General features: G+C 69.5%; 19 protein-coding genes. 8 read left to right on the top strand and 11 right to left on the bottom strand.

Features of this window, described 5'->3' with window-relative positions; genetic code table 11:
• Positions 1-68: 68 nt before the first annotated feature.
• From ABH926_RS07665 to ABH926_RS07655, 3 genes are read right to left on the bottom strand one after another with little or no spacing between them, the layout of a single operon-like run.
• Positions 69-1,094 (bottom strand): hypothetical protein, encoded by a 1,026-nt coding sequence (locus ABH926_RS07665; protein WP_370364681.1) that lies wholly within the window; start codon positions 1,092-1,094, stop codon positions 69-71.
• Positions 1,084-1,644, bottom strand: coding sequence for a SigE family RNA polymerase sigma factor (locus ABH926_RS07660; protein WP_370364680.1), 561 nt, complete (start codon positions 1,642-1,644; stop codon positions 1,084-1,086). The genes ABH926_RS07665 and ABH926_RS07660 overlap by 11 nt, the downstream gene beginning before the upstream one ends.
• 45 nt (positions 1,645-1,689) lie before the next feature.
• Entirely contained in the window at positions 1,690-3,003 is a 1,314-nt protein-coding gene (locus ABH926_RS07655; RefSeq protein ID WP_370364679.1) for an MFS transporter, read from the bottom strand.
• Positions 3,004-3,153: 150 nt separating this feature from the next.
• Here ABH926_RS07655 and ABH926_RS07650 point away from each other — a divergent pair, with 150 nt between their 5' ends.
• The gene (locus ABH926_RS07650; protein WP_370364678.1) at positions 3,154-4,548 is read left to right on the top strand and encodes a cell wall-binding repeat-containing protein; all 1,395 of its coding nucleotides are present in this window, start codon (positions 3,154-3,156) and stop codon (positions 4,546-4,548) included.
• A 45-nt stretch (positions 4,549-4,593) separates the two neighbouring features.
• Here the strand turns inward: ABH926_RS07650 and hutI are convergent, their stop codons facing one another.
• From hutI to hutU, 4 genes are all read right to left on the bottom strand, one after another.
• Positions 4,594-5,778 (bottom strand): imidazolonepropionase, encoded by a 1,185-nt coding sequence (gene hutI / locus ABH926_RS07645; protein ID WP_370364677.1) that lies wholly within the window; start codon positions 5,776-5,778, stop codon positions 4,594-4,596.
• Complete coding sequence (locus ABH926_RS07640) at positions 5,775-7,172, bottom strand: formimidoylglutamate deiminase (RefSeq protein WP_370364676.1); 1,398 nt, start codon at positions 7,170-7,172, stop codon at positions 5,775-5,777. The genes hutI and ABH926_RS07640 overlap by 4 nt, the downstream gene beginning before the upstream one ends.
• Positions 7,169-8,362: an allantoate amidohydrolase gene (locus ABH926_RS07635; protein WP_370365183.1), complete on the bottom strand. Its 1,194-nt coding sequence runs from the start codon at positions 8,360-8,362 to the stop codon at positions 7,169-7,171. Before ABH926_RS07635 ends, ABH926_RS07640 begins: the two co-directional genes overlap by 4 nt.
• A gap of 65 nt (positions 8,363-8,427) precedes the next feature.
• Complete coding sequence (gene hutU, locus ABH926_RS07630) at positions 8,428-10,098, bottom strand: urocanate hydratase (RefSeq protein WP_370364675.1); 1,671 nt, start codon at positions 10,096-10,098, stop codon at positions 8,428-8,430.
• Between the two features lie 99 nt (positions 10,099-10,197).
• On the opposite strand from hutU, the gene hutH reads away from it, so the two are divergent.
• Together hutH and ABH926_RS07620 are read left to right on the top strand one after the other, a co-directional pair.
• A complete protein-coding gene (gene hutH, locus ABH926_RS07625; RefSeq protein WP_370365182.1) occupies positions 10,198-11,748 on the top strand; it encodes a histidine ammonia-lyase in 1,551 nt (516 codons plus the stop codon).
• Positions 11,749-12,094: 346 nt separating this feature from the next.
• Positions 12,095-12,517 (top strand): hypothetical protein, encoded by a 423-nt coding sequence (locus ABH926_RS07620; RefSeq protein ID WP_370364674.1) that lies wholly within the window; start codon positions 12,095-12,097, stop codon positions 12,515-12,517.
• Here ABH926_RS07620 and ABH926_RS07615 read toward each other — a convergent pair.
• From ABH926_RS07615 to ABH926_RS07605, 3 genes are all read right to left on the bottom strand, one after another.
• Positions 12,490-13,788: an MFS transporter gene (locus tag ABH926_RS07615; protein WP_370364673.1), complete on the bottom strand. Its 1,299-nt coding sequence runs from the start codon at positions 13,786-13,788 to the stop codon at positions 12,490-12,492. The two genes, ABH926_RS07620 and ABH926_RS07615, sit on opposite strands and share 28 nt — an antisense overlap.
• Positions 13,788-14,300: an ArsR/SmtB family transcription factor gene (locus ABH926_RS07610; RefSeq protein ID WP_370364672.1), complete on the bottom strand. Its 513-nt coding sequence runs from the start codon at positions 14,298-14,300 to the stop codon at positions 13,788-13,790. Before ABH926_RS07610 ends, ABH926_RS07615 begins: the two co-directional genes overlap by 1 nt.
• 95 nt (positions 14,301-14,395) lie before the next feature.
• Positions 14,396-15,358 (bottom strand): MurR/RpiR family transcriptional regulator, encoded by a 963-nt coding sequence (locus tag ABH926_RS07605; RefSeq protein ID WP_370364671.1) that lies wholly within the window; start codon positions 15,356-15,358, stop codon positions 14,396-14,398.
• A 158-nt stretch (positions 15,359-15,516) separates the two neighbouring features.
• Between ABH926_RS07605 and ABH926_RS07600 the strand changes: the two genes are divergently transcribed.
• Both ABH926_RS07600 and ABH926_RS07595 read left to right on the top strand, forming a co-directional pair.
• Positions 15,517-17,745 carry a (Fe-S)-binding protein gene (locus tag ABH926_RS07600; protein WP_370364670.1) on the top strand — a complete coding sequence of 743 codons (2,229 nt, stop codon included), beginning with the start codon at positions 15,517-15,519 and terminating at the stop codon, positions 17,743-17,745.
• A gap of 112 nt (positions 17,746-17,857) precedes the next feature.
• The gene (locus ABH926_RS07595) at positions 17,858-18,871 is read left to right on the top strand and encodes a hypothetical protein (protein ID WP_370364669.1); all 1,014 of its coding nucleotides are present in this window, start codon (positions 17,858-17,860) and stop codon (positions 18,869-18,871) included.
• A gap of 90 nt (positions 18,872-18,961) precedes the next feature.
• On the opposite strand, the gene ABH926_RS07590 is transcribed toward ABH926_RS07595, so the two are convergent.
• On the bottom strand, positions 18,962-19,084 hold the full coding sequence (locus ABH926_RS07590) for a hypothetical protein (protein ID WP_370364668.1): 123 nt from the start codon (positions 19,082-19,084) through the stop codon (positions 18,962-18,964).
• 631 nt (positions 19,085-19,715) lie between these two features.
• Between ABH926_RS07590 and ABH926_RS07585 the strand changes: the two genes are divergently transcribed.
• The 3 genes from ABH926_RS07585 (at position 19,716) to ABH926_RS07575 (ending at position 21,328) form a co-directional block, all read left to right on the top strand.
• On the top strand, positions 19,716-20,663 hold the full coding sequence (locus ABH926_RS07585) for a helix-turn-helix domain-containing protein (RefSeq protein ID WP_370364667.1): 948 nt from the start codon (positions 19,716-19,718) through the stop codon (positions 20,661-20,663).
• Positions 20,660-20,866: a DUF397 domain-containing protein gene (locus tag ABH926_RS07580; RefSeq protein ID WP_370364666.1), complete on the top strand. Its 207-nt coding sequence runs from the start codon at positions 20,660-20,662 to the stop codon at positions 20,864-20,866. The genes ABH926_RS07585 and ABH926_RS07580 overlap by 4 nt, the downstream gene beginning before the upstream one ends.
• A gap of 252 nt (positions 20,867-21,118) precedes the next feature.
• Entirely contained in the window at positions 21,119-21,328 is a 210-nt protein-coding gene (locus tag ABH926_RS07575; RefSeq protein ID WP_370364665.1) for a DUF397 domain-containing protein, read from the top strand.
• Positions 21,329-21,405: the final 77 nt, after the last annotated feature.

Here is a 21,405-nt window from a genome sequence, read left to right as displayed (position 1 = left end):
GAATGCGAGGGCGGCGCTCAATCGACTTGGATTCGATTGAGCGCCGCTTTGTGTCTTCAACCAGCCACTCAGGACGTCGGCAGGTTGTCGAGGTAGGCGAGGTATCCGTCGGCGTACTTCTGGAACGCGGAGGAGTCGAGGAAGGACCCCGCCTGCTCCAGGGTCACGACGTGCGAGACGGGTGGATTCTGGCCGACCGCCGTCTTGCCGGTCCAGCGATTGATCCACTTCGTGTTCTTGTCGGCGCGGTCGGCCAGGGTCCCGGTGTAGGCCCCTTCGCGGTACCAGGCGGTGTCGTCGTCGCCGAAGGCGAACTCGACGGTCTTGCCCTGCCGGCCGGTCAGAACCGCCGACAGCTGCCACGTCGTGTTGTAGCCGTACGCTTGGCACAACGGCCCGTGCCAGCCGCCGGTCACACCCACGGTCGAGCACCGGGTGGTCTTCCCCAGCGTCGCGTCGGTCGCGGAGCGGATCGAGAGTTGTGCCCGGCCGGCAGCGGTGACCAGCGTGTAGCCGTCGGGGTAGTAGACGTTCGCCGGATCCTCCGGGTGGACCGCCAGGTACTTCAGCTCCGAGCCGAAGTCCTTCGTCTGGTCGGCGGAGCCTTTGATCGGATCGACGTAGCTGAGCTCGTCATGGTCCTTCTTCACCAGTGTCTGGTCGATGCGGGAATCGAGGGTCAGGTCGGCTTGGTAGTCCGGGATCAGTTGTGCGCCCGGGAACGCCGAGCGCAGCGCGGCCCGCATCGCCTCGCAGTTCGCCTGGTCGGCCGCCGGACTCTTGGCGAGGTCGTTCACCACAACAGTGCCCGGGTTGGGCGTGGAGACCCAGTGTTGGTGCGTGCAGTAGTCCGCCTCCTGAGAAACCGAGGCCGGTGCGACCGCGTCTCCACGGTGTGGCAGTGCGCTGACCGCGGCGCCGGTCGTCGCCAGCACGGCCAGCGCGACGCCGGCCGCCTGGTAGCGCCGGACCTTGACCCGGTGGGCGTACCCGGTCAGCACGCCGGGCACGACGTCCCCGGTCAGGTCGACGTCGTCCAGCGCGTCGTCGAAGAGCCGGTGCATCCTTTCGGTGTCGGGCTGTTCAGTTCCCATACGAGATCTCCCAGTGCTCGGAATCGGTGGCGGCGGCCTCGTCGCCGAGCAGCTCGCGCAGCCTGGCCAGGGCGCGTGAGGACTGGCTCTTGACGGTGCCGGCCGAGCACCCGAGCGCGGCGGCCGTGGCCTCCACGCTCAGGTCCTCCCAGTACCGCAGCACGACCACGGCCCGTGCCCTCGGCGGCAGCCGGTCCAGCGCCGCCAGCAGCGACAGGCGCACGCCCACGGTGCGGTCCGGGGCGGCGCCGTCCTCGGGCCACCCGGACTCCCAGGCCTTGCGCCACAAGGCTTTGCGCTCCCGGTCCGTCTTGCGCGCCGCGGTCCGGTACGCGTTGATGAGGACCCGGTGGGCGTAGGCATCCACGTCGTCGACGCGCCGTACCCGCCGCCATGCGCGGCACAGGTCCAGCAGTGCCGTCTGCGTGAGGTCCTGTGCGCTTTGGCGGTTCCCGCACAGCAGGTACGCCGTCCGCATCAGGTGCCGCTGCCGAGCGTGGGCGAACTCGGTGAAGTCCGCGAGCTCGTCCTGGGTGAGCCTGCCTAACACCGGATCCCCGCCCTCTGTGGTGTGCTGTCGTTCATGACAGCCGCTTCAGAGTGTTGAGGCGTCCAGTTGGTTGCTTCGGACCGCGACGTCTTTGCGCGGCAGCATGACGAAGGCATAGATCGCGGCGAGGATGAACAGCAGACCGGTGATCGAGAACATGGTGTCGATCGGGCCCATGTGCAGTCCGGCGACGTCGGCGTGGAAGCCCAGCATGACCGTGCTCATCAGCCAGCCGATCAGCATGGTCGAGCCGAGCTGCGTGGCGCTGATGATCGGCATGAAGACCGAGACCACCCGGCCCAGCATCGCGCGCGGCGTCACCTGGATGACCAGTGGTTCGATGGCCGCGTTGACCATCGCGATGGGCAGGAGGCCCAGGAAGATGACGGGGAGCGCGGCCCAGATGGACGTCTGCCGGGCATAGACCAGGACGAGGAGGCCGGAGGCTCCGACGGTCGTCCAGACCGCGTTCGCCGTGCCGATGCGCGCCACCACCCGGGTGGCCAGCAGGCCGCCGACGATGGCCCCGGCGCCGGCCGCCATCCCGAGCAGGCCGTAGAGCTTGGGCGCCGCGTGCAGGTTCTGGGTGGTGAAGAAGACGTCCAGCGTGTTCATCGCCTGGCCGCCGAAGTTGGCGATGCAGGCCGAGACGATCACGACGATCAGCACCCGGGTCTTGGCGAAGAAGGCCAGCCCCACTGTGAACTCGGCCCAGAAATTCGATGCGGCGGTCTCGGCCGGGTTCGGGGCGTTGTCCGGTATCGGAACGGAGCGGATCGCCAGGAAGGAGACCACGTAAGACAGGGCATTGATGGCGATGGCCCACTGCACGCCGCCGGCGAACAACAACGGCGCGGCCAGCGGCGGGCCGATCATCCCGGCCAGCGCGTCGGTGGACTGGGTGATCCCGGACGCCTTGGCGATCTCCTCCGGGCCGTTCACCACATCCGGGACGACGGCCATGCGCGACGGACCGAAGAACGTCCCCGCCGTGTTGACCGCGAAGACCACGGCATAGATCAGCGTGAGCCATGCCGCGACCGGGAGCTTGTCGGCGGGCAGGAAGGCGACGACGGCGAGCGCGCCGACCAGGACGGCCCGGATCGCGTCCATCCGCAGCATCGTGCGTTTCCGGTTCCAGCGATCCGCGAAGACCCCGGCCGCCGGGGCTATCGCGAACATCGCCACCAGCCCCGAGATCAGGACTCCGGACACCGCGGCGGCGGCCCAGCTCTGGTGGTAGCCCAGCTTTGTGGCGATCCACAGAACCAGCGTCGTATTGAAGACGTAGTCGCCGACCTTCGATACAGCCTGGCCATACCAGAGCCTTGTGAAATCGCGATTGATGATGGTCCGCATACGCCGACGCCCTCCCCGTGGTCGGCACATTTACCCACAGCGTTTAAGCGACTGTCTATACGCCGTCTTACCTTTGATGACGTACGCGAAGTACGCGAGGCTCCTGAGGACACCGTCCGTCCCATCTCGTCCGCTGGGAGCTCGTCGCCAATGAAACGCAGAACATCCAGCCTGCTCACCGCTGTCGCGCTGGTGTCGGGAGCGGCCGCCTCGACACTTGCCGCCGTGCCGGCGCAGGCCGCGGCAAATTCGGGGACCTGTGCGTCCGGTTTTGAGAAACAGGGTCCGATCAGCTTCTCGCCCTCTGCCGCGGTGGCACCCGCGAACATCGCCATCAGCGTCGCGGGCAACACGATCGACCCCGGCAACGGCTGCAAGGCGGTCCTGGACTTCGGCGACGGAACGTCGGCCCAGCTGTCGACGGACCAGGACGTCGCGCACACGTATCAGAACCCTGGCGACTACCGCGTCACCCTGACGCTCCAGTGGCCGGGCTACTCCCCGGCGGTCGAGAGCGGCCACCTGCTGGTCGGCGGCGCCGCCGGTCAGGCGCAGATCAACCGGATCGCGGGTGCGGACCGGCTGGACACCGCGGTGAAGATCTCGCAGAAGCAGTGGCTGACGGCGGATCCGAAGAGCAGCTGGGGCCAGGCCCAGACCGCGGTCATCGCGACCTCGGGCACGTTCCCCGACGCGCTGGCCGGCGGTCCGCTGGCCGCCTACAAGCGCGGTCCGCTGCTGCTGACCCCGGCGAACACCGCCCTGTACGGCCCGGCCAACGACGAGATCAACCGCGTCGTCCCCAAGGGCCGCACCATCTTCATCCTCGGCGGCTACGCGGCGGTCCCGGCCTCGGTCGACCAGCAGCTGATCAACGAGGGCTACAAGGTCCAGCGCTTCGCCGGCCAGACCCGCTTCGACACCGCGCTGCAGGTCGCGAAGTTCGGCCTCGGCGACCCGGCGAACGTCGTGGTGGCCACCGGCACCGACTTCCCCGACGCGCTGTCGGCCGGCCCGCTGGCCGCCGGCCCCCGGGCCACCGAGGTCGCCGGCCAGCAGCCGCAGCCGGCCGCGATCATCCTGACCAACGGCTCGAGCTTCTTCGACCCGAGCACCTCGGCGTACGTCAAGAGCAAGCTCGGTACCTCGAACTGCAAGGCGGTCACGGCCGTCGGCGGCTCGGCGGTGCACGCGCTGCACGCGCTGGCCGACGGGCAGTGCGACAGCGAGCTGTACGGCGCGAACCGCTACGAGACCTCCGCGAAGGTCTTCGGCGAGTTCGACCTGACCTACCTGGTCGGCGTGGCCAGCGGCACCACCTTCGCCGACGCCCTGACCGGCGCCGCGTACGTGGCGAACGTGCAGCAGCCGCTGCTGCTGACCGACCCGAACAGCCTGCCCGACTCGATCGGCGCCTACTTCGACGCCATGGGCAAGCAGGCCGGGATCTCGTACGTGGACGTGTTCGGCGGGCCGAAGGCGATCACGGACACCGTGTACCAGCAGATCACCGACGCCGCCCACACGGGCCAGTACAACCCGTGAGGCGGTAGCCGGTAGTCGGGCAAGAAGGAACGGCTGAAGGAACGGTTAGACGGGCGTCCCGTTTTTCCACACCCTGTGGACAAGCGGGACGCCCGGCCGGTAGGCGAGGTGGATGAAGCTCGGGGCGTCCAGGACGGCGAAGTCCGCGCGGGCCCCGATGCCCAGGTGGCCGACGTCTTCGCGGCGCAGTGCCTTGGCGCCGCCGACGGTCGCCGCCCACAGCGCTTCGGCCGGCGACATGCGCATGTCCCTGACAGCCACCGCGATGCAGAACGGCATCGAGTTGGTGTAGCAGGACCCCGGGTTGCAGTCGGTGGCGATGGCGACGGTCGCGCCGGCCTCCAGGAGGCGGCGGGCGTCCGGGTAGGGCGAGCGCGTCGAGAACTCGACGCCCGGCAGAAGCGTCGCGACGGTCTGCGATCCGGCCAGAGCTTCGATGTCCTTGTCGTCCAGGAATGTGCAGTGGTCGGCCGAAGCGGCGCCGAACTCCACGGCCAGCTGGACGCCGGGGCCGTTGCCGAGCTGGTTGGCGTGCAGGCGCACGTCGAGCCCCTTGGCCTGGGCCGCGGTGAGGATCTCGCGGGTCTGCTCCTCGTCGAAGGCGCCGCGCTCGCAGAAGACGTCGGCGTAGTCGGCATACGGGGCGCAGGCGTCCAGCATCGGGCCCTTGACGAGCTCGACGTAGTCCTCGGGCCGGTCCTTGTATTCGGCCGGGACGACGTGCGCGCCGAGGTAGGTGACCGCCTCGGCCTGCTCGCGCGCCAGGCGCAGGGCCCGGGCCTCGTCGTCGACGGTGAGGCCGTAGCCGGACTTGCACTCGACGGTCGTCGTGCCCTGCCGCAGCATCTCGCCGGTGAGGCGCTTCAGATTGGCCCGCAGGGCCTCGTCGGAGGCGGCGCGGGTGGCCGCCACCGTGGTGCGGATGCCGCCGGCGCTGTACGGCGTGCCGGTCATGCGCGCCGCGAACTCCTGCGCGCGATCGCCGGCGAACACCAGGTGCGCGTGGCTGTCGACGAAGCCGGGGATCACGGCGCGGCCGCCGAGGTCGACGCGCTCGTCGGCGTCGGGGGCCTGGGCCGCCGGTCCGGTCCAGGCGACGCGGCCGTCGGCGACGACGAGGGCGGCGTCGGCCAGGGTGCCGGCCCCGGCCTCGGTGGCGGGTTCGGCGTCGGTGCCGAGCCCGGCGTGGGTGGTGAGCTCGGCGATGCCGGTGAACAAGGTGGTGGTCACTTGAAGATCGCCCCGATCGTCGCCGCCAGCCGCCCGGGCACGTCGTCCACCAGGGCGTGCCGATGATCGCGCACCGTGAACCGCCCGCCGACCACGACATGCCGCACGTCCGCCGCGGTGGCCGCGAAAACCACCGATTCGGCGGCGTGCGCCGGCTGCACTCCGGCCAGGCGCACGGTGTCCAGGGCGATCGTCGTGAAGTCCGCGAGCGCCCCGACCTCCAGGCGGCCCGCGGCCGGCCAGCCGAGCGAGGCGTGTCCGGCCTCGGTCGCGGCCCGCAGCAGCTCCGAGGCCGGCCAGTGGCCGCGGCGTTCGGTGCGCAGGCGCTCGTCCAGTTCCACCGCGCGCGCCTCCTCGAAGAGGTCGATCACCGCGTGCGAGTCCGAGCCCAGGTTCACCGGGGAGCCGGCCAGGTGGACGGCGTGCGCCGGGCCGATGCCGTCGGCCAGGTCGCGCTCGGTCGTGGGGCACATGCAGACCGCGGTGGCCGACGTGCCCAGCAGGTCGATGTCCATCTGCGAAAGGTGCGTGGCGTGGACGGCCGTGGTGCGGGGGCCGAGCGCGCCGTGGGCGTGGAGCAGCTCGGTGGGGGTCTTGTGGTGGCGGGCCAGGCAGGCGTCGTTCTCCGCGCGCTGCTCGGACAGGTGGACGTGCAGCGGCATCTCGTTCTCCGCCGCGAAGGCCACCACCGGGGACAGCTGGTCCACCGGGACCGCGCGCACGCTGTGCACCGCCGCGCCGATCCGTACCGTGTCCGAGCCCGCGTACGCCTTGCGCAGCGCCTCGACCCGGTCGGCCCAGCGGCCGGCGTCCCCGTCGGAGAAGCGGCGCTGGACGTCGTTCAGCTCGGTGTCGAAGCCGCCGGACAGGTAGCAGGTGTCCAGCAGGGTGATGCGGATGCCGGCGGCGTGGGCGGCCTCGGCCAGCGCGTGGCCCATGGCGTTCGGGTCCTGGTACAGCCCGCCCTTGGGCGAGTGGTGCAGGTAGTGGAACTCCCCGACCGCGGTGACGCCGGCCAGCGCCATCTCCGCGAAGACCACGGTGGCCAGGTCGCGGTAGGAGTCCGGGTCCAGGTGCGCGGCGGCCTCGTACATGCGCTCGCGCCAGGTCCAGAACGTGCCGGACTCGACCTGGGTGCGGCCGCGCAGGGCCCGGTGGAAGGCGTGCGAGTGCACGTTCGCCAGGCCCGGGATGGTCAGGCCGGCCAGCTTCTCGGCGTCGTCGGGACGGGGCTTCACCCCGCAGGTGACCGACGAGATCCGACCCTGCGCGACCTCGATGAGCACCTTGCTCTTGATCTCGCCGTTGATCCAGGCCAGCTGGCACCAGAACCGCTGCGGGGCCTGTGTGTCCTGAGTGGTCTGCGGGGCTTGCGGGTTCTCGGGGGAAGTCACTGGCACAGCTCCTGCAACACGTCGGCGAGCGCGGACACCCCGGCCAGGCAGTCGCGGTCGTCCGCGTGCTCGCCTGGCGCGTGGGACACGCCGGTGGGGTTGCGGACGTACAGCATCGCGGTCGGTACGGCCGCCGCCAGGATCCCGGCGTCGTGCCCCGCACCCGTCGGCAGCACGGGGACGGCGCCGAAACTGTGACGGAGAGTGCCCGCAAGACGGTTCCGCAAAACGTCGTCGAATTCCACGATCGGCGTGTGCGATTCCCGTTCGGTGCTCAGGACGGTGCCGTCGCGGCCGGCCCGTTCGTCCGCGGCCTTGATGATCTCCTCGGTCACGGCTGTCAGGATCTCATCGGCCGGGGCCCGAACGTCCAGCCAGGCGCGCACCCGCGAAGGGATGGCGTTCGTGCCGTTGGGCTCCACGACCAGCCGGCCGAACGTCGCCACCGCGCCGCCGAGCTTGGCCTTCTTGCGGGCCGCCAGCACGGCGTTGGCGTAGGTGAGCATCGGGTCGCGCCGGTCCTCCAGCCGGGTGGTGCCGGCGTGGTTGGCCTCGCCGGCGAACTCGAAGCGCCAGCGGCTGTGCGGCCAGATCGCCGAGGCCACCGCGACCGGCGACTCGGTGAACGCCAGCGCCTTGCCCTGCTCGACGTGCAGCTCGACGTACGCCGCGATGCCCTCCAGGCGCTCGTCGTCGCGGCCCAGCGTCGAGGGGTCCTGGCCGGCCTGCTCCATCGCCGCGGCCATCGTGACGCCGTCCAGATCGCACAGGCCCCGCGCCTTGTCGGCGTCCAGCGCGCCGGTCATCAGCCGGGATCCGGCGCAGGCGATGCCGAAGCGGGCGCCCTCCTCGTCGGAGAAGCACGCCACCGCGAAGGGCTTCGCGGGAGTGAAACCGCGAGCGCGCAGCACGTCGACGGCCGCGAACGACGAGACCACGCCGAGCGGCCCGTCGAACGCGCCGCCGTCGGGCACCGAGTCCAGGTGCGAGCCGGTGACGATCGCGCCGGGGCCCTTGGGCCCCCACCACGCCCACAGGTTGCCGTTGCGGTCGGTCTCCACCTCCAGGCCGCGCGCGGCGGCCTCGGAGCGGAACCACTCGCGGCACGCCAGATCCGCGGTGTTCCAGGCGAACCGGCGGTAGCCGCCGGTGTCGGAGTTCAGGCCGAGGGGCAGAAGCGAGCGCCACATCTGGTGGTAGCCACTCGCCTCCGCCTCGTCCACAGCCCTGTGGATTGTTTCTGCCGAAGCCACTGTTACGCGTCACCCTCACGCATCGGCACGCGCACACCGCGCTCGTCGGCGATCTCGTCCGCGTGGTCGTAGCCCGCGTCCACGTGCCGGATCACGCCCATGCCCGGGTCGTTCGTCAGCACCCTGCGAACCTTCTCGCCGGCCAGCTTCGTGCCGTCGGCGACGGTCACCTGCCCGGCGTGGATCGAGCGGCCCATGCCGACGCCGCCGCCGTGGTGGATCGACACCCACGAGGCGCCGGAGGCCACGTTCACCATCGCGTTCAGCAGCGGCCAGTCCGCGATCGCGTCCGAGCCGTCGGCCATCGCCTCGGTCTCCCGGTACGGCGAGGCCACGGAACCTGCGTCCAGGTGGTCGCGGCCGATCACGATCGGCGCGGCCAGCGTGCCGTCGGCGACCATGTCGTTGAAGCGCTCGCCGGCCTTGTCGCGCTCGCCGTAGCCGAGCCAGCAGATGCGCGCCGGCAGGCCCTGGAAGTGCACGCGCTCGCCGGCCATCTTGATCCAGCGGGCCAGCGACTCGTTCTCCGGGAACAGCTCCAGGATCGCCTTGTCGGTCTTGGCGATGTCGCTCGCCTCGCCGGACAGCGCGGCCCAGCGGAACGGGCCCTTGCCCTCGCAGAACAGCGGACGGATGTAGGCCGGGACGAAGCCGGGGAAGTCGAAGGCCCGGGTGTAGCCGGCCAGCTGGGCCTCGCCGCGGATCGAGTTGCCGTAGTCGAAGACCTCGGCGCCCTTGTCCTGGAAGCCGACCATGGCCTCCACGTGCTTGGCCATCGACTCGCGGGCCCGCTGCGTGAACTCGGCCGGCTTGTCCTTGGCGAACTGCTTCATGTCGTGGAAGTCCACGCCGATCGGCAGGTACGCCAGCGGGTCGTGCGCCGAGGTCTGGTCGGTGACGATGTCGATCGGCGCGTCCATCGCCAGCAGCTGCGGGACCAGCTCGGCGGCGTTGCCCAGGACGCCGATGGACAGCGGCTCGCGCTTGTCCCGGGCCTCGGTGGCCAGCTGGAGCGCGTGGTCCAGCGAGTTCGCCTTCACGTCCAGGTAGCGGTGCTCGACGCGGCGGTCGATCGAGCGCTCGTCGCAGTCGACGCAGATCGCCACGCCGCCGTTCATGGTGACGGCCAGCGGCTGCGCGCCGCCCATGCCGCCCAGACCCGCGGTCAGGGTGATGGTCCCGGCCAGGGTGTCGTGGAACTTCTTGGCGGCGACGGCGGCGAACGTCTCGTAGGTGCCCTGCAGGATGCCCTGGGTGCCGATGTAGATCCAGGAGCCGGCGGTCATCTGGCCGTACATGGTCAGGCCGAGGGCCTCCAGGCGCCGGAACTCCTCCCAGTTCGCCCAGTCGCCGACCAGGTTGGAGTTGGCCAGCAGGACGCGCGGGGCCCACTCGTGGGTCTGCATGACGCCGACCGGCTTGCCGGACTGCACCAGCATGGTCTCGTCGTTCTTCAGCGTCTGAAGGGTGCGCACCATCGCGTCGAAGGACGGCCAGTTGCGTGCCGCCTTGCCGGTGCCGCCGTAGACGACCAGCTCGTCGGGGTGCTCGGCGACTTCCGGGTCGAGGTTGTTCATCAACATCCGCATGGCGGCTTCCTGCTGCCAGCCCCGTGCGGTGATGCTCGTCCCACGGGCGGCGCGGACCGGGCGCGGACCACTGGTCGCGGTCATTCCTGGACCCCTCTCATTCATTCGGGCGATCGACCGTATGATCTCATTCATTCAGACGGAGTCGGAACCGCACAAGGGAGCAGGGTGACAGTGCCAACGATCCAGACAGTGGTGATCGGTGAGGCGGATCTCACTTTCGGCGACGTCGTCGCCGTGGCCCGGGGCGGGGCTCGAGTGGAGCTGTCGGCGTCCTCCCTGGAGGCGCTGGCCGCGGGCCGGGCGCTGGTCGACAAGCTGGCCGCGGCCCCGACCCCGGCCTACGGCATCTCCACCGGCTTCGGCGCGCTGGCCACCCGGCACATCGACCCGGAGATGCGCGCGCAGCTGCAGCGCTCGCTGATCCGCTCGCACGCCGCCGGCATGGGCCCGCTGGTCGAGCCCGAGGTGATCCGCGCGCTGGTCCTGATGCGGCTCAAGACGCTGGCCACCGGGCACACCGGCGTGCGCCCGGCGGTGGCCCAGACCATGGCCGCGCTGCTGAACGCCGGGATCACCCCGGCCGTGCGCGAGTACGGCTCGCTGGGCTGCTCCGGCGACCTGGCCCCGCTGTCGCATGTCGCGCTGGTGCTGATGGGCGAGGGCGAGGTCGTCGGCGCCGACGGCGTGTCGGCGATCGAGGCCGGCCCGGTCCTGGCCGAGCACGGCATCGAGCCGCTGGAGCTGGCCCCCAAGGAGGGCCTGGCGCTGATCAACGGCACCGACGGCATGCTCGGCATGCTGATCCTGGCCCTGGGCGACCTGACCGAGCTGGTGAAGATCGCCGACATCTCCGCGGCCATGTCGGTGGAGGCGCTGCTGGGCACCGACAAGGTGTTCCGCCCCGAACTGCACGCCATCCGCCCGCATCCGGGCCAGGCCGCCTCGGCCGCGAACCTGCTGAAGGTGCTGCACGGCTCGGCGATCATGGAGTCGCACCGCGAGCCCAACGAGTGCACCCGCGTCCAGGACGCCTACTCGCTGCGCTGCGCCCCGCAGGTCGCCGGCGCCGCCCGCGACACCATGGCGCACGCCGCGACCGTGGCCGAGCGCGAACTGGCCTCGATCGTCGACAACCCGGTGGTGCTGCTGGCCGACGGCCGCGTGGAGTCCAACGGCAACTTCCACGGCGCCCCGGTCGCCATGGTCCTGGACTTCCTCGCCATCGCCGCCGCCGACCTCGGCTCCATCGCCGAGCGCCGCACCGACCGCATGCTCGACGTGGCGCGCTCGCACGGCCTGCCGGCCTTCCTGGCCGACGACCCGGGCGTCGACAGCGGCCTGATGATCGCGCAGTACACCCAGGCCGCCCTGGTCAGCGAGAACAAGCGGCTGGCCGTCCCGGCGTCCGTGGACTCCATCCCGTCCTCGGCGATGCAGGAGGACCACGTCTCGATGGGCTGGTCCGCCGCGCGCAAGCTGCGCACCGCCGTCGACAACCTGCGGCGCATCCTGGCCGTCGAACTCGTCGCCGCCGCGCGGGCCCTGGAGCTGCGCGCGCCGCTGGACCCGGCCGCCGGCACCGGCGCCGCCGTGCGGGCGCTGCGCGAGGCCGGCGTCGGCGGCCCGGGGCCGGACCGCTTCCTGTCGCCGGAGCTGCGCGCCGCCGAGGACGCGGTGAAGGCCGGCGCGGTGCTCGCGGCCGTCGAGGCGGCGGTGGGGCCGCTGAACTGAGGCGCGTGGCTGCCTCATCCCTGACCGGCGCGCGCCCGTGGGTTTCAATCCCGCTGGCGCGCGTCGCTTTTTCCCGTGGACCGCTGGATCGCTGGACCGCTACGGGTTCTCGAGGCGTTGCCGGGAACAGCCGTAGGTCGCTGCGTCAGGGAGCTGATCCTGTCGCAGGAACACGGAGGCCCCCGGTGCCGGCGTTTCGGGTAGGCGACCTCGTCGAACGGGGAATACGATGTCTGAGAAAGCACGGATCACCACATGAGTGGGTCCCGGGGTGGGGCTGGCACCACCCCGGTCCGGGGGCGACCGTCATGGCGCAGTGCCTCCGGCAGGCTGGATCATGAATCCCATGCGGCTGAGATTCTCGGTGTGGACGAGGACCCTGATGGCGTCCCAGGCGGCCCGCCACAAGATGGCGATCGGTTTCGTCGGCTCGGCGATCGTGCTGGTCGGCTGGATGGTGTTCCTGGCCAACACCCTGCACGGTAAGGCGACGGTGAGCCACTGGGCGACCGTGTGGATCGGCCTGGACACCATGGAGGCGCTGGCCCTGGCCACGCTCGGGATCCTGCTGGTCCGGCACGACCACCGGGCCCGCACCGCGGCCACCGTGGCCGCGACCCTGTTCGGCATGGACGCCTGGTTCGACGTGATGCTCTCCACCGGCGGGGACGTCGCTCAGGCGCTGATCCTGGCGGTGGTGTTCGAGATACCGCTCGCGGCGGCCTGCGCGGGGATCGCGCGTCAGACCGCTCGCTGGTACGACGTGTAATCGGCGCGCTCGGCGGCTTCGGCGGCCTCCGCGCTCTCGCGCTCCCGTCGCTCGGCCGCTTCGGCCAGGGCCGCCTCGATCCGCTTGTTGCTCGTCAGCCGCGCCGCGACGACCGTCATCGTCGCCAGGATCCCGGCCCCGACGATGAACGGCGCGCGCAGCCCCGCGACGTGGGCCAGCCAGCCGCCGAACACGGCGCCCGCCGGGCCGGCGCACAGCGCGATCAGCCGGCCGGTCGCGGCGACCCGCCCCATCAGGTGGTCCGGCACGATCGCCTGCCGCACCGACGGGCCCAGTCCCATCGTCGTGCCCATCGCGGCGCCCAGGACGGCCTCGCCGACTCCGGCCGTCCAGGCGTTCGGCGACAGGCCGATCCCCAGCAGCGACAAGGCTTCCACACAGGCGGTCAGCGTCAGCGTGCCGCCGGTGCCGAGCTTGCCCGCCACTCGCGGCGCCACCGCCGACCCGCCGAGCGCGCCGATCGCGTTGGCCGTCAGGTACACGCCGTAGGCGCTGGTCCCGAGGTGCAGCGTGTCCTTCACGAACAGGACCAGCACCGCGCTCGCGCCGAGGAAGGCGAAGTTCCCCACCGCCGGCCGGAGCGACAGCCCCACCAGCAACCGGTTCCCGAACAGGTACGCCGCGCCTTCCCGCGCCTCGCGCAGCAGCGAACCGCGCTCCTTCGCGGGCTTCGGCGCAGACTTGGGCAGCGACCAGATCGTCAGGGAGCTGAAAAGGAACGACAGGGCGTCCCCGAGGATCGGCACGAACCGTCCCAGCCCGAACAGCAGCGAACCGGTCGGCGGACCGACGAAGCCCCCGAACGCCTGCTGGGTCCCCTGCAGCCGCGAGTTGGCGACCTGCAGCGTGTCCAGGTCGCGGTCCAGGACCTCCGGCAGGAACGCGATCGAGGCGGTGTCGAAGAAGACCTGCCCGATCCCCAACAGGAACACGACCGCGAACAGCAGGTAGATGTTCGCGGCGCCGGCGCCCACCAGCACGGTCACCAGCACCAGCAACGAGAACCGGCACATGTCGGCGATCACCATCGTGCGGCGCCGGTCCCAGCGGTCCACCAGCGCGCCGCCGACCATGCCGAAGAACAGCCACGGCAACAGCGCGCACGCCTCCATCGCGCCGAACAGGATCGAATTGTGCGTCATGGTCAGCGCGAGCAGCGGCAGCGCGGCGAAGTAGATGCCGTCGCCCAGCGCCGATACCGCGGAGGCGCTCCATATCCGGCGGAAGCGCGCGGGAAGCTTGCCGGTCATCAGACATCCTTCGGGCGGTAGAAGGCGACGAACAGGTCGGCCGCCGGCTGGGTGGGGTCGGAGATCGCGGCCAGTTCGTCGATCAGCGCGCTGCATCGCTTACTGAATTCGTCCCAGGCCTCCGGGCTTAGCCGTGCGTGCTTCAGGAACATCAACTTCTGGTCGTTCGGCGGCGCGGCCTCGACGTCGGCCAGGGCGTGCCGCATCAGCGTCTCCGGCTGTCCGGCGCCGGTCTCCGGCAGCTCGATCGTCCGGCCGGTCATCGCGTAGTACTGCTCGGTGACGCCGCCGACCTTGCGGGTCTCCACGACCGCCACCAGACCGGCCTTGGCCAGGATCTTCACGTGGTGGTTGGAGCTCCCCTTGGCGATGCCCAGGCGCTCGGCGATCTGGGTGATGGTCGCCGGCTTGTCGCGCAGCACGCGCAGGATCCGGTGGCGAGTGTGGCTGGCTATGGCGCGCAGCTGCTCATCGCTCTGGATGTGGATGCTGTCTGGGTCATCGGTGGTCACACCCCTATGGTCAAGAACTCTTGACCGTCGGTCAAGAGTTCTTGACCGACTGGTTTCGCGAGAGCCGCCGGTATGACCGGGTTCAGGGTGTCAATTCACTTGCTGACGTAGAAGCCGCGGGTCTCCGCGAGCGCCTCGTACGCTTCCAGCCGCTCCTGCGTCCGTTCCGGAGCGGCGTCGGCGAGCGCCTGGAGCAGGAGCGCGGCGAACGCCATGGGGGCGGCGTGCGAGTCGAACACCGACCGCGACCCGACTCCGACCGGCAGGAGCACGTCCGCCAAATGAGCGAACGGCACCAGCGGGACGTCCGTCACGACGGCCGTCTTGAGCCCGAGTTCCTGCGCGTTGCGGAGAACCGCGACGGACTCGGTCGGGTACCGCGGCAGCACGAAGGCGACGAGCCAGGTCCCGCCGGCCGCGACGGCCTGCAGCAGCGCCTCGTCCGCCGGCGAGCCCGGGGTGTCGATCACTCGGACGTCGGGATGGATGCGCGCCGCTCCGTACGCGAAGTAGGAGGCGACAGGCGCGGACATCCTTAAGCCGATCACCGAGAGCGGTTCCGAGGCGGCGAGGTCGCAGCCCAGACGGGACAGTCGCGCCGGATCGGCGGCGTACTTGTGGAGCGCTTCCAGGTTCGCCTGGTCGCTCTCCAGCGCGGAGTGCAGTTCGTTCCCCGCTATGCGTTCCCCGTGTATCCCCGTCTCGGGAACCCGCAGCGCGATCGGCCTAAGCGCCGCGCGCAGTTCGGGGTACCCCGAGAAGCCCAATGCCGCGGCGAACCTGGTCACCGACGGCTGGCTCACTCCGACCCGCTCGGCCAGCTCCATGCTCGACAGGAAGGCGACCTCGGGGAGGTTCTCCAACAGGTAGTGCGCTATCCGGCGCTGCGCCGGCGAGAGCCGTCGGCCGTCGAGCAGGGCCAGCAGCTCATCCGCAGGTGGCAGCGAGGAGGAGGTCCGGGCGGAGGACGGCACGGCAGCCGATGTAGCAGGAGTCACAGCGGACGGAGCAGCAATCTCTGCCGATGTAGTAGGAGTCACAGGCTCAGGAGCCGCCACAGCCTTCCCTCCTCCCTATCGTGCTGCCAACATCACTTGTGGCGCGCCAGAAGTTACTCGTCAGTAGGATAATCTGGGGCCTCGACTACCGTACCCTCCGTACGGACGGTGATCGGGATGTGTCCGTCGATACGCACGCGTAGGAGGAGACCGAGGCTATGCAGCTCGCAGCCATCGTCGTCTCGCTGGTGATCTCAGTCATCGGCTTCGGTCTGCTGGGCCGGACCGCCGTCTATATCTACCAGTTCGTGAAGCTCGGCCAGTCGACCGCGCCCGGGGTGCGCAGCAACGAGCCGCTGGAGCGGACCAAGAACCTCTTCCGGGAGTTCCTCGGCCACACCCGGCTGGCCCGCAAGGGCAAGCGCTGGATCGGCGCCATGCACTGGGTGGTCATGGTGGGCTTCGGCCTGCTGTTCTTCACCCTGGTGACGGCGTACGGCCAGCTGTTCTCGGCGGACTTCGCGATCCCGCTGATCGGCCGCTGGTGGCCCTTCGAGTTCGTCACCGAGGTGGTGAGCTTCGTGATGATCCTGGCGATCGCCGGGCTCATCGGGATCCGCCTGCGCAACCGCCCGGCCGGGGCCGGTTCGAAGGAGAAGGGGAAGCGCTCGCGCTTCTTCGGCTCCACGATGTGGCAGGGCTACTTCGTCGAGTGGGTCATCTTCGCCATCGGCGTGTGCATCATGCTGCTGCGCGGCTTCGAGGGCGCGCTCGGCGGCCACACCTCCTACAGCCTGCACTACCCGATCAGCTACCCGCTGATCCACGCCTTCGACGGCATGTCGAAGAGCTCGCTGGAGAACTGGATCTACGCGATCGCGATGGCCAAGATCGTCATCTCGATGATCTGGGCCATCACCATCGGTCTGAACTCCACGATGAGCGTGGCCTGGCACCGGTTCCTGGCGTTCCCCAACATCTGGTTCAAGAAGAAGGCCGACGGCGGCACCGCCCTCGGCGCGCTGAGCCCGATGGCTTCCGGCGGCGTCCCGATCGACTTCGAGGACCCGGCCGAGGACGCCAAGTTCGGCGTCGGCGCGGTCGAGGACTTCACGTGGAAGGGCCTGCTCGACTTCTCCACCTGCACCGAGTGCGGCCGCTGCCAGGACCAGTGCCCGGCGTGGAACACCGACAAGCCGCTGTCCCCGAAGCTGCTGATGCTGGCCCTGCGCGACCACTCCGCGGCCAAGGCGCCGTACCTGTTCGCCGGTGGCGGCCGGGACCTGGAGGGCAACGAGAAGCTGGCCGAGGAGAAGTGGCTGTCGCTGCCGGACCTGGTCCGCGCCGAGGCTGAGCGCCCGCTGATCGGCACCGCGGACGACAACGGCGTCATCGACCCGGACATCCTGTGGTCCTGCACCACCTGCGGTGCGTGTGTCGAGCAGTGCCCCGTGGACATCGAACACGTCGACCACATCGTCGACATGCGCCGCTACCAGGTGATGATCGAGAGCTCGTTCCCGTCCGAGGCGGGCACGATGCTGAAGAACCTGGAGAAGGCGCAGAACCCCTGGGGCATGCAGCCCAAGAAGCGCACCGAGTGGATCCAGGAACTGGACTTCGAGGTCCCGGTCTTCGGCGAGACCCTGGAGGACATCTCCGAGGTCGAGTACCTCTACTGGGTCGGCTGTGCCGGCTCCCTGGAGGACCGCGCGAAGAAGACCACGAAGGCGTTCGCGGAGCTGCTGCACATCGCCGGCGTGAAGTTCGCCGTCCTGGGCGGCATGGAGTCCTGCACCGGCGACCCGGCCCGCCGCCTGGGCAACGAGTTCCTGTTCCAGATGCTGGGCCAGGGCAACGTCGAGATGCTGAACGAGGTCTTCGGCGAGGACACCCCCCGCGAGAAGCGCAAGATCGTGGCGACCTGCCCGCACTGCTTCAACTCGCTGGCGAACGAGTACCCGCAGCTCGGCGGCCACTACGACGTCATCCATCACACCCAGCTGCTGGACACCCTGGTCTCCGAGGGCAAGCTGACCCCGGTGACCCCGATCGACCAGAACATCACCTACCACGACCCGTGCTACCTGGGCCGCCACAACAAGGTCTACACCCCGCCGCGCGAGATCATCGCCAAGGTCCCGGGCCTGAAGAACACCGAGATGCACCGCTGCAAGGAGAAGGGCTTCTGCTGCGGCGCCGGCGGCGCGCGCATGTGGATGGAGGAGCGCCTCGGCAAGCGGATCAACGTCGAGCGCGTGGACGAGGCCCTGTCCACGAACCCCGACGTGATCTCCACGGCGTGCCCGTACTGCCTGGTGATGCTCGGCGACTCGATCACCGCGCGCAAGCAGGCCGGCGAGGTGCCGGAGTCGATGGAAGTGGTCGATGTCGCGCAATTGCTGCTGACTTCCGTCAAGCCGGCACGGGAGCCCGCCACCGCCTGAATGAGCTCCCGGTAAAGGGGTAACAAAGAACCTCGACCGGGAGACGATCAGCAGTTCGACGCTGCTAGCCTCGCCTCCGCAGGGTATGGGATACCGCGGAGGTGGGGCTTCAGTGTCTTTCGACGAGCCGGACGGCTATGGGGACGACCTGAGCCGGACCAGGGACGACGGACCGCGGTATCCGACCTCCGCGTCCACCGACACCGAGTATGACGACGACTACGACGAACCCGACGACGGGACGACCGCGCCGCTGCCGACCCGCGGCCGACCGGTCCTGCCGCCCGAGCCGCCCTCGGAGTGGCGGCAGCGGGGGTCGCGGGTCTGGCGCTTCACGCGCACGCTGGCGATCACGGTGCTGGTCCTGGTGGGGCTGGCGGCGGTCGGCAACGTGCTGATCAACCGCTACCCGCGGACCAGCAAGCACACGTACACGTACACGAACGTGCAGCGGATGCTGATAGCCGTGGACGGCAACGGCTCGATCAACGTCACCGGCTCCGACACCGACCAGGTGACCGTGAAGGCCACCGACCGCGCCACCCTGCTGGACCCGGTGGAGCGCCAGATCATCAGCGCCGGCGGGTATCTGCTGGTGAGCGTGCACTGCCCGAACAGCGAGTGCTCCTCGAAGTACGACATCCAGGTCCCGCGCTCCATGTCGGTGGAGGCGATGATGGACCACTCCAGCGACCAGGCGGACATCACCGCCACCGGCCTGGACGCGGCGGTGCAGCTGTTCACCGGCCGCGGCAACGTCACGGTGAACCACCTGGCCACCACCTCCGACGTGAGCGTGACGGCCAACGGACAGGTCCAGGCCACGGACGTGAGCGCGGCGAACCTGGACGTCTTCGCCCCGATCGGCGATCGGATCAACCTGCAGGTCACCGGCGACATCTCGAACATCCAGAACATCCGGGTGACCGCCGGCCAGCCGGCCGAGGTGACGCTGACCGTGCCGGCCGGCGGGTACCGCATCTCGTGCGTCCCGGCGGGGCACTGCACCGGGGCCGCCGGGGACATCACGCAGGACCTGAGCAGCCCGGTGCACGAGGACCAGACCTCGACGCACAACATCCAGGTGAACGTGGTGCAGAACACTGCGAAGATCCAGGCGGACTGATACGGACCGGCTGCCATAACTGAGGCGCGCCTCCCGTTGACCACGGGGGGCGCGCCGTTTTCGTCAGACGCTAATGGCCGGGAGCGGCCGCTACCGCTTCCCGTTCCGGTCGACACCCCTGCCCAGAACGCGCTTGGCGTCGGACAGGTACTGGAGAACGCGTCCTGTCAGGAACGCTCCGTATACGACACCGAAGATGATCAGTACTTCCATGGGATTCCTCACCTCCCACCGGTTCAAGCAGCGAGCCCGAGCCCGCCGGCCCCTTGATCCGCCGGCGGCGTCCACGGGCACTGGGGGCACCGGGACGGCCAGCACCGGGCGCATTCGCCCAGCGCGGGGTCCGCGCCGTCGGGCATCGGTTCCCGGCGCGCGGCCAGGTAGGCCGCCCAACTCCTCTGCTGGGCCCGCTCCTGGTCGGCGACCCAGGGCTGCACCAGGGCGGCGCCGAAGCACAGGGTGCACGTGAGCCGGGCCTTCCCGATCCGGCCCTTTACGCATCGCGGGCAGTCCTCGAGACCCGCTGATGGGGATTGGTCACGGGGCGTGGGGGTAGATGTCTCCACGAGGTCTCTTCCGTTCTCTTCGAGTGATATCGGCTGGGGGCCTTTCTTCGCCGGGTCGACGCCGCACTACGTCGGCCCGGCCTTCTCGTTGGTCCAGGCGAGTGGCTCTTTCACAGAACCCTGTCGCGTACCCCTGTCGTAGTTGTACGATGCTCCTCGTTCGGTAGGGTGTCAATTGCCAGGAGCACTTTCAGCCTGAATCTGCAACAGGCACCTGCATGGTGTAGATGCCCACTGAACTTGCGTACGGAACCTGCCTGACGGGCGAGGAGGCCCAGGTGCGAGCCAACCAGCGGAACCAGCCGGTGACCGGGATCAACGTTCTGCGCTGGGAGCTCGGCAGCGAGTTGCGCACACTCCGCCTCGCGGCCGGCAAGAGCATCGCCGACGCCGCCAGGTGTCTGGAGTGCTCGGACGCGAAGATAAGCCGGATGGAGAACGGCCAGCGCGGGGCCGTCGCACGGGACGTGCGCGACTTGTGCAAGTTCTATGGAGTGCCGGCGCAGCGGCGGGACCAGCTGATGGCGCTGAGCCGGGAGGCCGTCGACGCGGACAAGGGGACGACCCCCATCCCGGCCAAATACTCGACCTTCATCGCGCTCGAATCCCAGGCCCGAAGCCTTCGCAACTACGAGATGACCTTCATTCCCGGACTGCTTCAGACCGAGCGGTACGCCCGAGAGACGATCACGCGGAACGGCGACAACCGCGCAGCGGCTGAGGTGGAGACCCGGGTTCAGATCCGTATGGATCGGCAGAAGAGGCTTTGGAACGAAGAAAGCTCGCTGAGGGCTCACTTCATCGTGGACGAGAACGTTCTCTGGCGCCCGGCGGGGGTCGATCCCCGGACCCGCGCCATGCGCGAAGAACAGATCGATCGGCTCATCCGGGCGACGCGCCTGCCGCACGTGACCCTTCAGATCATCCCGTATGGTGCGGGTTTCTATCAGGGTATGGAGGGGGCCACGATTCATCTCCTGAATCTCGACGAAGGGCCCAAGACCAGTAGCGCTTGCTATGTCGAAGGCGTGTTCCGTGAGCTCTTCGTCCGTGGCCACGGCGAGATCACGGCTATCGGGGAGAAGTTCGCGGCCATGGCCGAAACGGCACTGAGCGCGGGGGACAGCCGAAAATTTCTCATGCGTCTTCTCCGGGGAAATTACGAACACTGGTCCTCCGTACGGCCAACCGGGCCGGCGGGCTTAGGGAAGGTAGCGATGTCATGATCGAAAACGACGGCCTGCAATGGCGCAAGGCCGCCGCGAGCAGCGGGAACGGGTCATGCGTGGAGCTGGCCGCCGGTGATACCGGTGCCGTCTACCTGCGGGACTCGAAGGACCCTTCCGGCCCTGTCTTGACCTTCACCCGCAGGGAGATCGCCGCGTTCCTGGACGGAGCACAGCGCGGAGAGTTCGACGACCTGGCCTGATCAGTGGCGTTGGCGACAACAGATGTCGACCGACGCTCTTTAGCGTTTCCACCCGCCGCCGACCCGGTCGAGAGGTGCAGCCGAACGCTCCAAGCCCACAAGGCGCAGGGGCGTTCGCATGACTTCGTGGTGTGTCCGACGGCCCTCTCAGCTCGGCAAAGACTTGGTCATGGGGGACTTGCGGCGATTGCTCCCCGTACTAGCGGGTAGGAATAACTCCCGGTACGGCGCATCAAATCGGGAGGGCAGCCCATGGAAATCGATCAGCTCAAGACAGGTTGGCGTAAGTCCAGCGCGTCGAGCGGCAATGGCGCCTGCGTCGAGACCACCAGCGTCAAAGCAGACGAGATCCTCGTCCGCAACAGCCGGGACCCCGAGGGCCCGGTCCTGTCCTTCACCAAAGCCGAATGGGTCGCCTTCGTCGCCGGTGTGAAGGCCGGGGAGTTCGACGCGATCGTCTAAAACCGTCGCGGTTGCGGCCATTCCGGCGTCGGGTGTCGCCGCGGGTGCGTAGCATCGAGCGCGTGTCGTCCGAGAAG

The organism is Catenulispora sp. GP43 (assembly GCF_041260665.1).
GTDB lineage: Bacteria > Actinomycetota > Actinomycetes > Streptomycetales > Catenulisporaceae > Catenulispora.
Note: the sequence above shows the minus strand (reverse complement) of the source record. Positions and strands in the feature narration are given on the sequence as shown.